The organism is Carboxylicivirga marina (assembly GCF_016612505.1).
Lineage (GTDB): Bacteria > Bacteroidota > Bacteroidia > Bacteroidales > Marinilabiliaceae > Carboxylicivirga > Carboxylicivirga marina.
The window spans coordinates 29357-43169 of sequence record NZ_JAENRR010000032.1 but is presented as its reverse complement, the minus strand read 5'-3'; the positions used below and the strand labels follow the sequence as shown (position 1 = coordinate 43169).

Sequence of the window (13813 nt, the reverse complement as noted above, 5' to 3'; positions counted from 1 at the left end):
TCTTCAATTAAAAAAATGATTGAATGCACTTCTTTAAATAATTCAGCATTAGTCAGTAATGCATAAAAATACAGTTACCTGAATAAATACTCATTCACTAAGCCAAACTGGCTCCAAAGGCAAAACTCATCTTTGGTGGCAATGGCAATTGTTCGTTAACCATATCTTTATTCCACCTTTCAAATAAAGCCTGCTGATAAACCTTTGCTCTATCCTTATCGTTGATAAACACAGCAGCATTTAATCTGTCTTCGACATAGTACATGGTACGACAAATATCTCCATAGGTCTCTTCAACTGCCTCATCAACACCAGGCATCACATTTTCATAAGCTCCTGAAAACATAAACAAATCAAACACCTCGGTTTTTAATCGATAGGGAGGAAGCGTATGTTTTTGAGGCTTTCCAAGAACATTGAGCGCAGCTAGCTTGCCCTGATGCTCTGCTGAATGCCATAGACCTGTTACAATACCACGTGCATGCTGAGCTACATCACCAGCAGCCAAAATATCTTTATCTGACGTTTGTAAATATTCATTAACCACAATACCTCGTTCTACTTTCAAGCCTGCTTTAATGGCCAGTTCTGTATTAGGGACAGCTCCAGCACATGCAATAACAACATCAAATTCAATTGTTTCTCCCTGAAGGCTTGTCATGTAACTATCACCTTGCTTTTTAATATGATTGACCGAAACGCCAGAAAACAGCTTAACGCCTTTTTGATGCATTTTATTCACTAGTACAGTCAGCAAGTTTTCAGGAAAAAGTTTCTGAAGAGGAAATTTCGTTCTTCCTGCTAATATTACTTGTTTACCCTTTCGAATTAACTGGTCTGCCGTTTCAACACTCTCCACTCCTCCTCCAACAATTAAGAATCTTTGCTTTTCTGAACAGGTATCCAACACTCTATCAACATCGTGAGCATTTTGCACACCATGAATTTCGTCATTATCAAGGCCTAACACTTTAGGAATAACTGATGCTGCTCCGGTAGCTAGCAATAACTTATTATAGCTATACACTTTCCCACTCTTTGTACTGACCACCTTCTCTTCGGCATCAACATTGATAACTCTATCATAAATAAGATCAACATTATTATCAGCATACCATAGCTCATCGGCTATCCTAAACTCCTCTTTGTCGAAGCCTCTAACCATGTGTTTATTAATTTTTGTCCGTTTGTATGGGAGGCGGTCTTCCCCATGAACCAACAGGACTTTCTCAACATTATTATTCTCACGAAGCGTACGGATAAAACTAATTGATGCTATACTGGCACCTATAGCTATTATTTGGTATTCAATCGAATTCATATCTTAGTATTTGTACATTAATTAAAAATGATAATTAATATATTTGTGTTCTTTATAATTTATAACAATCGACGTCCATTTGGGTTGAAGATTTTTTACAAAATGAAAAGAAACGTACTACTCTCGCTTTTATTATTTATTTCATTTCAAAGCTGGTCGCAGCAAACCGATTACACCCTTTTTGACATAGGAGGTGAATTGCGTACTATATATCTTCAACGACACCGCATTAATGATAAGTATACTTTCAACTTTGATGCAGGTTCATACTTAGGTGTTGGCACTAATGAGTGGGTAAGGTGGGGGTTCAGAGGCAACCTTCAACGGAAAGTCTCAGATTTTTACACAGTTGCTGTTGGTTTTATGTATAATAAAACAACTGTTTATGAAGAGATAGAAGAGTGGGAAGACCCAGATGATAGGGCTCAACTAACCCGCCATGAATATCGACCGCAGCAATCATTAATAGTCAATTATCCGCGATTCAAGTCTTCGGCTTTACGCCATCGCTTACAATTAGAAGAGAGGATATTTGATCACATCCATGAGAATATACGAGATTTTTCGATCCGATTGCGTTATCTTGTACAACATCAGGGGCGATTCGACGGCAAACCAATAGCTCCAAAATCGCTCTATTACAGAGCTTTTGCTGAATTTAATTTTAACATATACGAAGAAGCCGATGATCTGTTTTGGATACGAGGCAGGTATTGGGCCGGCCTGGGTTACCAATTTAATTCAAAGCTGAAAGGCGACTTTAATTATTGCTATGAACATTCAAAAGTATCTAAAGATATAGATCCGCTTGTCAAACATATTTTTCAGTTGACCTTACGACACACAATACATTGGCAAAACAAAGGTTAATCAATAGTTGATAAGTAGAAAATATTGCATAAATCAAATAATATGAGTGACGAAAATACCAATAAAGCAATCTCAAGGTTTCTTTTACACCTCCATCCTCCCAGAGTTAATGCTCAGGCAATTAAGTATACACGTACATTTGGATTAGGTGGTATTGCAGCACTCCTATTTGTGTTACTGTTTATTACCGGCATGTTGTTACGCTTTGTATATGTACCATCAGAGAAAGGTGCTTATGATTCAATTGTATACTTACAACAGGAAGTATTATTCGGGCAGCTTTTGAGAAATATGCATTACTGGTGCGGCATGCTGTTGGTTATCGTTTCTTTTTTACATGTGATTAGGGTTTTCTACAGCCAATCAATATATAATGAACGAAGAAAAAACTGGCTATATGGCTTGTTGCTGATGTTTCTGGTTATCATGTCTAACTTTACTGGCTATTTATTACCATGGGATCAATTGGCTTATTGGGCAGTAACCATCATGACCAATATGCTTAGCTACATTCCGGTAATTGGCGATAGTTTGGCCTCATTAGTGCGAGGAGGGTCTGAAGTAAATGAAGGTACATTACTGCGTTTTTATCACTTTCACACCGGCTTATTACCTCTTTTAATGGTTTTTGTCATGAGCATTCACTTTTGGCTGGTACGAAAAGCAAAGGGTGTATCTGTAGCCGATTCATCTAATAAAGAAATGGTGAAAACCAATCCTGAGTTAGTATTTAAAGAAATAGTAGTGGCACTATCACTTATTCTTTTACTGATTCTGTTCTCGATGATAATTGATGCGCCATTACTGGATAAAGCGAACCCATTGGAAAGTCCAAACCCAAGTAAGGCACCTTGGTACTTCATGGGATTTCAGGAGCTCTTGTTACATATGCATCCAGGCTTTGGCATATTCATTGTACCTGTTTTAGTTACTGCATTTCTGATTTATATACCTTATACAAAAGGAACAGAAGTTAATGTAGGTGTCTGGTTTAATTCTCAAACAGGCAAAACAATTACTATTTGGTCGGCAGTTTATGCCATTGTTTTTACAATGCTTATTATCGTTGGCACTGAATATCTTCTTAAATTTCAAAACTGGATGCCAGATGTACCGGTTCTTATCACCACTGGCTTATTTCCTTTATTGATATATATATTACCAACCTATGGTTTTATTTATTTCTTACAAAATAAACTAAAAGCGGGCAAGATAGAATTAATAGTAAGCCTGGTTACAATATTACTATGCGCTTATCTGGTAATGACATTTGTTGGAAGTTTACTAAGAGGCGAAGGCATGCACTTGTTTGCATAAATATTTAGATTATGAGTTTTATTAAAAAAATAACCAGACGTAGTTTCATTAAAAGGGCTATTATTACCATCGTGTCTTTAGAATTGATTTACGTTTTTGTTAATCTATTAAAGAAGGGTAATGATTCACAAGAAACGTCAAAGCTGTTTGACGCTGGTGAGATCGACACTTTTGAAAATGGTAAAGTGTATCCATTTAATACCGAACGTTTTTACCTATCTCGATTGAAAGATGGTGGATTCCTGGCTATTTCGACAAAATGCACACACCTGGGTTGCACTGTACAATTTAAAAATAGCGACAACAAATTTTTATGCCCTTGTCATGCCTCAGCGTTTAACAAACATGGAGAAGTATTAGCTCCCCCAGCTACCAGAGCCCTTGACTTATTCCCTATTACTATCAGCAACGATAAGGTAATGGTTGATACGGCAAATCCAGTTAAACGAAACAAGCATAATCGCTCACAAATAACATACGCATAGATGATTAATACGCGACTATATAATAATATGATGTTGGCTCTGATAGGAGCATTGATTGTGCTTTTCCCAACTTATTTACTGGTTAAAACTTACAGTTCAGCATCGTCGGATAAATTAGATGATACACCTCATTTTGTTGGTCGCGAAACATGTATTGAATGCCACTTGCCTGAATACAATGACTGGGTTGGTTCGCACCACGATCGTGCCATGGATATAGCCAATGACACAACTGTATTGGCTAACTTTAATAATGTTAGCATCGAAGGAAACGGCATGACTCATCGTGCTTTTATGAAGGATGGTAAGTTCATGGTGAATACTGATGGTGAAGATGGTACGATGCAAGACTTTGAAGTAAAGTACGTATTCGGCTTTACTCCTCTTCAACAATTCCTCGTTGAGTTTGATGGTGGACGATTGCAAACTCTGCCTCTTACCTGGAATACACTTGACAGCACCTGGTATCACATGGTTGATTCTGTGTATAGCAATCAGGACATACACCATAACAATTGGTTACACTGGACGAATCAGGCACAAAACTGGAATAGTATGTGTGCTGATTGCCATTCAACTAACCTTCAGAAAAATTACGACCACATTAACGACACTTACAATACTACCTGGTCAGAAATTGATGTGAGTTGCGAAGCGTGCCATGGACCATCATCGAATCACCTGAAGTGGGCCGAATTACCTGAATATGCTCGCGACGATTTTGAAAACTATGGCCTGCCAATTAAAACAAGTGGCATCAATAATGAGCAATATGTCGATAATTGCGCACGTTGTCATTCGCGACGAAGCTCATTAGGTGATTTTGATTATACCACCCACAATATTCATAATCACATCATACCTAATTTACCCGATGTTCCAACCTGGCACCTCGACGGGCAAATTCTGGATGAAGACTACGTTTATGCCTCGTTTACTCAAAGTAAAATGTATACCAAGGAACGTGAAGTGCAATGTAACGATTGCCACAATGTACACAGCGGTAAATTGCTGTTTGGCGATGATTATAATGCCCTTTGCCTACAGTGCCATACAGGCGATGTATACGATACGCCAGACCACCATTTCCATAAGGCAGAAGGCATGCCTGGTGAGGCTGTTACATCGTACGATGGAATAACTTACGAAGTAGGTTCAGGCACACTATGTATCAATTGCCATATGCATGGGGGTTATTATATGGGTGTTGATTATCGTCGCGATCATAGCTTTAGAGTACCACGCCCCGACTTATCCATCAAGTATGATGTACCAAATGCATGTAACCAATGCCATGCTGACAAAAGCAACCAGTGGTCTGAAAACTACATTACTAAATGGTACGGTAAAAGCAGAACCTACCATTTTGCACAAGCATTTGACGATGCACGTAATGGCAATGAAGAAGCTCTGCAACGCTTAAAAACCATTGCCAACGATGAGCTTTACCCACATAACATTCGTGGTTTATCGATCCAGTACATGGGTAATTACTTTCAGGATTCGTTAAAACAAGAAGTAGAGAATTATTTGGGTAATCTATATCCTGACATGAGACTGGCAGCCGTACGTGCGATTCAATTAACAGGTGAAGAGGATCTGAACTTGCTTTACCCGATGCTGAGAGATGATACTAAAGCAATACGAACTGAGGCTGCTCGAATACTGTCTACAGCCGGGTTAGAACAGATACCTGAAAAACACAGAAAGCTATACGATAAAGCCATTAAAGAATATGAAGAGATATTGATTTACAATGCTGATTTCCCAATTGGCAAATTCAATCTGGCAAACTACTATTATAATCAGGATAATTATACCGATGCCGAAACTTTCTATCTGCGGGCCTTAAAGCAAGATGAAGAATTGCATTTTATAAAACTTAACCTGGCTTACCTTTATAACAAAATCAAAAAGAACGATAAGGCCGAACTACTGTTCCGCGATTACCTCAAGCATGAACCGGAAGATGCGGTAGCTATGTATTCTTTTGGCTTGCTATTATCTGAATTGCAAAAATATGATGAATCATTAACCTACATGGTTAAATCATACAATTTACAACCAGAACGCCCAAGAGTGGCGCATAATATTGCCATGATGTTTGATTTCAGAGGAAATAAAGCCAAAGCTGAAGCCTATCTTAAAAAGGAAGTTGAGCTGATTGACAATTATAACAGTAATGGAGAATTGTTACGTTTTTATCTTAACAACCAGATGAAACAACAAGCCTTGCAATTGGCCACTCAAATGAAGAAGGATTATCCGGAAGCAGAAGAGTTAAATCAGGTGATTGAGCAGTTACAATAAAAACATTATCCTTACACAGAGGGCGACTATATCACAATGCATATAGTCGCCCTCTGCTTTATGTATATACCATTAACCTTATTTAACCCAAAAATTGGCATACAGGGCGCTTAAGTGCAAATTATCATGTTTAGGATAAAACTAAAAAAGATATATTTGTGCTCAACAATAAGTACCTACTTATACTTGTCCCATTTTGTTGACCTTTAACTTGCAAAACAGTTAAAATTAATGATATGCATTGGCTGTCTACCGAAAGCCTATGCTTTAAAACTAACCAAATGAAGCAATTTTTATTTTTTGCCTTAGCTTTCTTTTTATTGGGAAGTTCAGCAACAGCACAGATTGATTTAAATTCACCTGTGCCAATCGATCCGGAGATACGTACTGGCGTTTTGGATAATGGATTAACATATTACATCCGTCATAATCAAGAACCAAAAGAACGTGCCAGCTTCTACATTATACAAAATGTAGGTGGTATCCTTGAGGATGATTCACAAGATGGATTAGCTCACTTTTTAGAGCACATGGCTTTTAACGGAACAAAGCATTTCCCTGGTAAAGGTGTTATTTCATCACTTGAAAAGCATGGTATTGCCTTTGGCCGTAACATTAACGCCTACACGGCTCAGGATGAAACGGTATATAACATTTCAAACGTTCCTGTTGCTCCAAACGGATTAATGGATACTTGTTTACTAGTTTTACACGATTGGTCAAACTACCTGGCATTGGAAGAAGAAGAAATTGATGCTGAGCGTGGTGTTATTTCTGAAGAATGGCGTACACGTCGTGATGCTGGTTTTAGAACACGCAACCAAACGATGCCGGCATTATTAAATAACTCAAAGTACGGCGAACGCGATGTGATTGGTGAATTAGATGTTATCAAAGGCTTTGAATACGACGAACTACGTCGTTTTTATCATGACTGGTATCGTACCGATTTACAGGCAATTGCTGTAGTTGGAGACTTTGACGCAGCTGAAATGGAACAAAAGGTGATTGAGTTATTTTCAAAAATACCGGCTGTAGACAACCCGAAAGAGCGCTATGAAGTTAAGGTGGAACCAAGAGCAGAAACAACCTTCAAGCTTGCTACAGACAAAGAGAACACACAATCAAGCGTATCAATGTATGTACGTCACCAAGCGGAAGATGCAGGTGACAAAAATCACAATACATTAAAAACTAACTATAAGCGTAACCTTATCCGAATGATGATAGGTACACGTATTAACGAGTTATTACAAAAAGGAAATCCTCCTTTTATTAATGGCTATATTAGTTTCTCAGACTACCCACGAACTGTATCATTGATGAGCATAGCTTCAACTGCCAAAGAAAATGAGGAGGCCTTAGCTTTTGAAGCGATATTAACAGAAGTAGAGCGTGTTAAGCGTTTTGGTTTTGCAGAAGGAGAATTGGAGCGTGCTAAGGCACAAATGTTAATGGGCTACGAGAACTATTACAAGCAACGCGATAAAATAAATCACGATAGTTATTGTAAAGAACTTGCGAATTTGTACTTAGAAAATGAGCCCATGCCAGGCATCGAGTACGAATTCAAATTTGCTCAGGCCATCATTCCTTCAATCACAACTGAAGAATTAAAAGCCTACTTTAACAGCATGTACACGAAAGAAAACCGTGTAGTCATCGTTACTGGTCCGGAAAAAGAAGGTATTTCGCACTTAAACCAAGACGAAGCTTTCGCGATTATTGAAAAAGTTGAAAACAATGCAAGCATTACCGCTTATGTTGATGAAGTAGTAAGCTCATCGTTGGTTGAAGAATTACCAGTTGAAGGTAAAGTTGTTTCGGAGCGAGCTTTACCTGAGTTTGATGCTGTAGAGTGGACTTTAAACAATAATACAAAAGTGGTATACCGCTATGCTAACTACAACAAAAACCAGGTAGCATTAAGCAGTTACAGTAAAGGTGGTTCATCGTTATATGAGGTGGCTGATTTACCTTCAGCAAGCATGGCTTCAGACTTTGTGCCTGCCTTTGGAATAGGTGATTACGATGCCATTTCTCTTCAAAAAGCTTTAACAGGCAAAAAAGCAAATGTTGAGTTCAACATCAGTGGTTTATCCGAATACATTTCAGGAAGCAGTCGTACTGAAGACTTTGAAATCATGATGCAGTTGGCTTACCTTCATTTTGAGCAGCCACGTTTTGATGAAGAAGCCTTTAATGCTTTAATGGCTCGTTACAAAGCTTATGTAGCCAATATGGGTGACGACCCTAAGAAGATTATGCGTGACAGCATTAGCCAAATTCGTTCAAACTACCATGAACGTAATTTAATATTTGGCCCTGAATACCTTGAAAAGGTATCATTTAACCGCATGGAAGAGATTTACAAAGAGCGCTTTAACAATGCTGCTGACTTTACATTCTTTATTGTAGGTGATATCGAAGAGGAAACAGCCAAAGCCATGGCAGCTAAATACCTTGGCGCCATCTCATCGAACGACACAAAAGAAAACTGGAGAGATAACAACGTTAATGGTCCTGAAGGATTGACGAAGAAAACCATTCCGGTAAAACTAGCAGAACCTAAAGCTACCGTTCAGATCATCTACAATAGTGAATTGGATTACACTCCAGAGAACAGAATTGCGATGTCATTCATCAGTGCGGTATTACGTTTACGTTACACTGAAAGCATTCGCGAAAAAGAAGGTGGAACTTATGGCGTAGGTGTTAGTGCTTCAACGACTCATTATCCAGAAGCAGAAGGTTCTGTAATGATTCAGTTTGATTGCGACCCTGAGCGCGCTAACGACTTAATTCCATTGGTATATGCCGAAATTGACAAGATGATAAAAACAGGGGCATCCACTGAAGATTTGGATAAAACACGTTTGAACATCTTAAAGAGTCGCGCCGAAGGAAAAGAACAGAACGGCTACTGGATGGGTAACATTCGCAGCTACTATGTAAATGGCATTAACATGACCCTGGCAGAAAACTACGAAGAAATTGTAGAAAACATGAGCGCTAAGGACATTAAAAAATTAGCGAAGAAATTCTTTAAGAAAGCCGATAAAATAGAAGTGGTATTCGTTCCGCAAGAGGACTAATCCTTAAAAAACAGTATACTAAGAAAGGCAGCCATTTTGGTTGCCTTTTTTTTTCATCAACTTGCAACAACTGCATTATTAATTCAAAATAATGTGTCCTTATAAGTCTTTACCCTTTTGGAGTTCCTTTGGTAAAATCAATAAATACTCATCGAAACGATGCTGACGAATAGGCCGAATAACAGGCTCAGTTGAAAAAAACAGAAGCAAACAAGGACTAATTGAATTATATACCTCGACGAATTGATAAGCAATCAATTCGTCATTCCTAATGCGCTGCTTTATTTTGTTGTGATACGGGTACATTTTCTAGTGTTTCAACCAACAACTCATCAATATTAATAAGCTAGGTTGTTATGCGCTTGTATCGTACCTGAGGAACTTTATCGAGGTATACTTGTGATGAAACAAACTCAAAATCAAGTGGCTTATCTAAATCACCAAACAATGACGAACCGCCCCCTAAGAGCACCGGAATAGTGGTCATAATTAAGTCATCAATCAGATCTTCTTTTAAAAAGCTTTGAATGGTTGTACCGCCATCGATGTATAATTGATTAAATCCCCTACCATTGATTTGCTCCACTACTTCTATAAGGCTACCTTTTACTAACTCAGCTTTATCAGCATATTCTTCAGGAATGCTTTTTATTGTTCGACTCAACACAAATACCGGCTTGGCATACGGCCACGGACAATCAAAACCACATACTGTTTCAAAAGTCCTACGTCCCATTACAATAGCATCTACCTCATCCATAAAAGGCCCATACCCCATATCAACCTGTTCAGGGTTAGGAATACTGTGTAACCAATCTAAGCCACCATTTTTATCGGCTATATAACCATCAAGGCTCGTCGCAATAAATACTTTGTTTCGCTTTTCCATTCATTTAAATTTATAGTGGTCGGCAGATACCTACTGACCCAATTGAAAATTCACGTGATTTGCTAATCCTCTAGCCGGATGGGCTTTTACTTTTTCTATCGCATTATTGCTCAGCTCAACATAGCTCAAGCACACTTGGCTCTGTTTTCACTATTCGCAATAATTGCCATTGCCGCAAAAAGTAAACAAAAAGGTCTAGTCAAAAAGATGCTTCTTCCCGCCAGCCATCGCCGGCCCGCCTTTTTGACTGGCCAACGCACTAAAAACAGTGCATCAGTCAATTCTTATTATAAGTAATTAACTACTGACCTCAGTAAATTTAAATATTTAACGTGCCCAGGCATGACCTACCACAAAATAAAAACCAAAATCATCAGCACTCCAGGCCAAATCCATTCCTGCATTTAAACCAAAAACACGCGCCATCATGTAGCGAACACCTGCCCCCACCGTGCGAACCGATTGAGAAGTTTCTAACCAGCCATCTCCCACCGGAGCTGTTGTACCAATGCCGGTAAATCCCACCATCTCCCACCGATAATTAAGTTTATAGTTGAGCTGTGCCTCCAACACATTCACATTATTACCCTGAAACTTAGCAGCCGGAACGCCTCGCATGGTTATACTCGGGATGGCCCAAAACGGTGTATTCTCACTAGCATAAAGTGTTTCAATACGCACACCAACAGTTGCTTTCTCACTAAGCTCACCAAAGCCTAGCAACACGCCTTTTAATCGTCCATACAAATCAGGACCTCCCAACCACTCATCGCTATAAGTACCGGCAACATGAGCATAAAAACCTTTGGATGGAGAAAAAACATTGTCGCGCGTATCATAATCAACCATTAAAGATACTTCACTTAGTGTTGAGCTAAATTCACTACCTGTATATTCTGGTAAGTCAATGGGTAATTCAAGGGTATTGATACCATCATATAAGAAATAGCGTGCTCCTACAAAAAAATCTGATTGCTTAAAGCGGAATTTAATCTGCTGCAAAAAAATCCAGGTATCAAGGTTCATTTCGATTGGGTCATCCAATACATTATTGGGGCCATAGTAATCAATGTTAATATAGGATTTAGCCAGTAAGCCAGTATACCTGATTCTATCCTGTTTCCAATAGCCCTTGTGAGCCATCCCGCCAAACCAGGTTCCATTATCTGTAAACCCACCAAAAGCCACTGTTATATCCGGTATATTACCTGTTTCCAATATTGAACCATGAAAGTAACCTATGGCTAAACCAGCACCCAAGCCAACAGCAGGCTCTGTTATAATGGTAGGAATGGGAAGTACACCCTTCTTCTCAGTTAAGAACTTACTTAAATCAATGGCATTATCAATTGTATCTCTAAAGGTGGAGGTTTTCTTTTGGGAGTGCGTTAATATACTGATAATAGAGCACATAACAATCAGCAGAATCTTTTTCATATTAAAGGTAAATTTGGCGGTTAAATAACCTAGTGGTATCATAATCATACAATATCCGAAATAACCACACCTTTAACAATGGCTGATACAATTCATTTAAGAATATTATTGCTTAGCTACGCCGGTAGGAAGCATTAGTATATATTCAACTGGTTTCATTTCCTAAAATGGCCAAAGCCAAAGCGCTGTATTTGGTTGTAACTTTTCAAAAGTCAATTGTAAAATCATGAACGCCTTAAAAAGACAAACACTTTGATCATAAATCAAATATTTGGCGGTGGTCAATTAACCAACTGAACTTTTAATTGCTCACGAACGACAATTGCTTTATACTAGCGTGTTGTGTGTCGTAATTTATTCAAATTCATAATAGTAAATATTAGTATTGATTTCTTGCCACTTTGTAATCTCTCCACCGAATTCCACTTGGACAGTATTATTTTGTTCTTCGTCTGCTAATATTAAGCCATAGCCTCCCCACATTGAGAATTGATATATAATCTTAATGTTTTTTGTCGGTTTGCACTTAGAAAACCTAGTTGTTTTGCAAGGTCAACCAATCTTTTATGTGTAATATATTCTCCTTCATTAGTCCTTATTGTGAAATGACTATTTAATGGAATTCTAGAGATTGTTTTTATATTTCCTTCCTCTAAAATTTGCTTTAGTTCAATAAACTTATCTTCGTTCAAATGGCAAAATGCCTTAACTGCTTGATTAGTTAAAACATGTCCAACTTTGGCTGAAACATAAAAGTTTAAAATTAGAATAGCAGGAATTATAAATCCCTTTAATGTGAATCGAATTTTTGATAAGATTATAAACCAACTAATTAAAACACTGGTCAGAAAGACAAGAAGAAGTGAATACAAAGTGGTATTATAGTCTCCCAAATTCCATGGCAAATATGCTTTCAAGAAGAATTTAAATGATAACGAAATCACAGTCGCCACAAACGATATAATAATTAGTATCAATATCAACTTGCGATTCTTAATATGTTTAAACAGTTTATTCAATGATTATATGGTTTGTTTTATGCCACACAACTCTCCTATATCCACGAGCATATTGCCGATATATCTGCTTTGTGCATCGTTCGTTTTACCACATAACAAGCTTTTTTGCTCTATTAAGTGGCTATTATATGTTAATACTCTTCTAAATTAGTAAAAACAGCTATTCATACAAGCATCTCCTCTGCTTATGCATTCTTATTAAAACACTTACTAAAAAGCCCCGCATTTCTGCGGGGCTACAACTAATCTCCCATTTTTATTTAATCTATTGTTTCAACTTTTGATTTACGCTGACGCACCAGCGCATTGCTTTCGTCAATACGGTTCACTATAAACTGTGCTAATTCAGCATATGTTTCCGCATTCACTTTGCTCATCACCACCATGTAAGGTGCTACATCGTCGTTGAGCAAATCAATCAATCGTTTTTTAATTACCGAAGCTGTTTCCAACTCCTTACGGTCATCTTTCACCGAGTAATAATCGTTTTGCTTGGCATTAAAGTTGTCCACAGCTGTTTCGAGCTGGTTAAAACGGATATCGCAACCCGATAGCTGAGCTACACAGGTCTGATAGTCTTCCGTTTTACGCTCAGCTATCATAGAGGCCAACAAAGGATACTCCTCACGGTAACTCTTATTCTTTACTTCAAGACCATACTTTTCAATCATCTTAAAAAGCCAAATAGCCGCATTGGCAATGGCCTCATCCGGATGGCAGGTATAACCTTTAACAAGGCCATGCAACAAAGTAAATATTTGATCAGTCACATCATCTAAATCGGCTAAATCCGACTCTACCGCATCGCGCATAATGGCAATGCCTAATTGTTCGTTCATATCGGTGACTTGCCCAAATGTATGGCTCAAATAAGCATCACCGCTGTAATCACCCTTTGTAAATTCATCAATCATTTGCCGAAACAAACCATTGACTTCACTAACACGGGTGTTGGTTAGGATTCTTGGTATTTTTTTCATTTTCATAAAAATTTAAATTTCTACTTGATAATTGGGGATTAGTTGCTTTATCCCGATACCATTTGGTATCGATGCTTTTCTATTTTTTTC

10 protein-coding genes are annotated in these 13813 nt (G+C 38.1%); 5 read left to right on the top strand and 5 right to left on the bottom strand.

Features of this window, described 5'->3' with window-relative positions; genetic code table 11:
- Nucleotides 1-97 precede the first annotated feature (97 nt).
- On the bottom strand, nt 98-1321 hold the full coding sequence (locus tag JIV24_RS13595; RefSeq protein ID WP_200465600.1) for an NAD(P)/FAD-dependent oxidoreductase: 1224 nt from the start codon (nt 1319-1321) through the stop codon (nt 98-100).
- A gap of 102 nt (nt 1322-1423) precedes the next feature.
- Between JIV24_RS13595 and JIV24_RS13590 the strand changes: the two genes are divergently transcribed.
- The 5 genes from JIV24_RS13590 (at nt 1424) to JIV24_RS13570 (ending at nt 9398) form a co-directional block, all read left to right on the top strand.
- Nucleotides 1424-2191, top strand: coding sequence for a DUF2490 domain-containing protein (locus JIV24_RS13590; protein WP_200465599.1), 768 nt, complete (start codon nt 1424-1426; stop codon nt 2189-2191).
- A gap of 42 nt (nt 2192-2233) precedes the next feature.
- Nucleotides 2234-3508: a cytochrome b N-terminal domain-containing protein gene (locus tag JIV24_RS13585; protein ID WP_200465598.1), complete on the top strand. Its 1275-nt coding sequence runs from the start codon at nt 2234-2236 to the stop codon at nt 3506-3508.
- Nucleotides 3509-3519: 11 nt separating this feature from the next.
- Nucleotides 3520-3993: a QcrA and Rieske domain-containing protein gene (locus JIV24_RS13580; protein ID WP_200465597.1), complete on the top strand. Its 474-nt coding sequence runs from the start codon at nt 3520-3522 to the stop codon at nt 3991-3993.
- On the top strand, nt 3994-6303 hold the full coding sequence (locus JIV24_RS13575; protein ID WP_200465596.1) for a multiheme c-type cytochrome: 2310 nt from the start codon (nt 3994-3996) through the stop codon (nt 6301-6303). It abuts the gene before it with no gap.
- A 281-nt stretch (nt 6304-6584) separates the two neighbouring features.
- Nucleotides 6585-9398, top strand: a complete 2814-nt coding sequence (locus JIV24_RS13570; RefSeq protein WP_200465595.1) for a M16 family metallopeptidase — start codon at nt 6585-6587, stop codon at nt 9396-9398.
- A 346-nt stretch (nt 9399-9744) separates the two neighbouring features.
- Here the strand turns inward: JIV24_RS13570 and JIV24_RS13565 are convergent, their stop codons facing one another.
- From JIV24_RS13565 to JIV24_RS13550, 4 genes are all read right to left on the bottom strand, one after another.
- On the bottom strand, nt 9745-10287 hold the full coding sequence (locus tag JIV24_RS13565; protein ID WP_200465594.1) for a dihydrofolate reductase family protein: 543 nt from the start codon (nt 10285-10287) through the stop codon (nt 9745-9747).
- A 327-nt stretch (nt 10288-10614) separates the two neighbouring features.
- A complete protein-coding gene (locus JIV24_RS13560) occupies nt 10615-11724 on the bottom strand; it encodes a BamA/TamA family outer membrane protein (protein WP_200465593.1) in 1110 nt (369 codons plus the stop codon).
- A gap of 461 nt (nt 11725-12185) precedes the next feature.
- Nucleotides 12186-12677, bottom strand: coding sequence for a hypothetical protein (locus tag JIV24_RS13555; protein ID WP_200465592.1), 492 nt, complete (start codon nt 12675-12677; stop codon nt 12186-12188).
- Between the two features lie 326 nt (nt 12678-13003).
- Nucleotides 13004-13723, bottom strand: coding sequence for a DUF6261 family protein (locus JIV24_RS13550; RefSeq protein ID WP_200465591.1), 720 nt, complete (start codon nt 13721-13723; stop codon nt 13004-13006).
- Nucleotides 13724-13813 lie beyond the last annotated feature (90 nt).

Excerpts from the sequence above, each read along its gene's own strand:
- JIV24_RS13565 (WP_200465594.1), bottom strand. The coding sequence starts at position 10,287 with ATGGAAAAGCGAAACAAAGTATTTATTGCGACGAGCCTTGATGGTTAT.
- JIV24_RS13560 (WP_200465593.1), bottom strand. The coding sequence starts at position 11,724 with ATGAAAAAGATTCTGCTGATTGTTATGTGCTCTATTATCAGTATATTA.
- JIV24_RS13595 (WP_200465600.1), bottom strand. The coding sequence starts at position 1,321 with ATGAATTCGATTGAATACCAAATAATAGCTATAGGTGCCAGTATAGCA.
- JIV24_RS13575 (WP_200465596.1), top strand. The coding sequence starts at position 3,994 with ATGATTAATACGCGACTATATAATAATATGATGTTGGCTCTGATAGGA.
- JIV24_RS13590 (WP_200465599.1), top strand. The coding sequence starts at position 1,424 with ATGAAAAGAAACGTACTACTCTCGCTTTTATTATTTATTTCATTTCAA.
- JIV24_RS13580 (WP_200465597.1), top strand. The coding sequence starts at position 3,520 with ATGAGTTTTATTAAAAAAATAACCAGACGTAGTTTCATTAAAAGGGCT.
- JIV24_RS13585 (WP_200465598.1), top strand. The coding sequence starts at position 2,234 with ATGAGTGACGAAAATACCAATAAAGCAATCTCAAGGTTTCTTTTACAC.
- JIV24_RS13570 (WP_200465595.1), top strand. The coding sequence starts at position 6,585 with ATGAAGCAATTTTTATTTTTTGCCTTAGCTTTCTTTTTATTGGGAAGT.
- JIV24_RS13550 (WP_200465591.1), bottom strand. The coding sequence starts at position 13,723 with ATGAAAAAAATACCAAGAATCCTAACCAACACCCGTGTTAGTGAAGTC.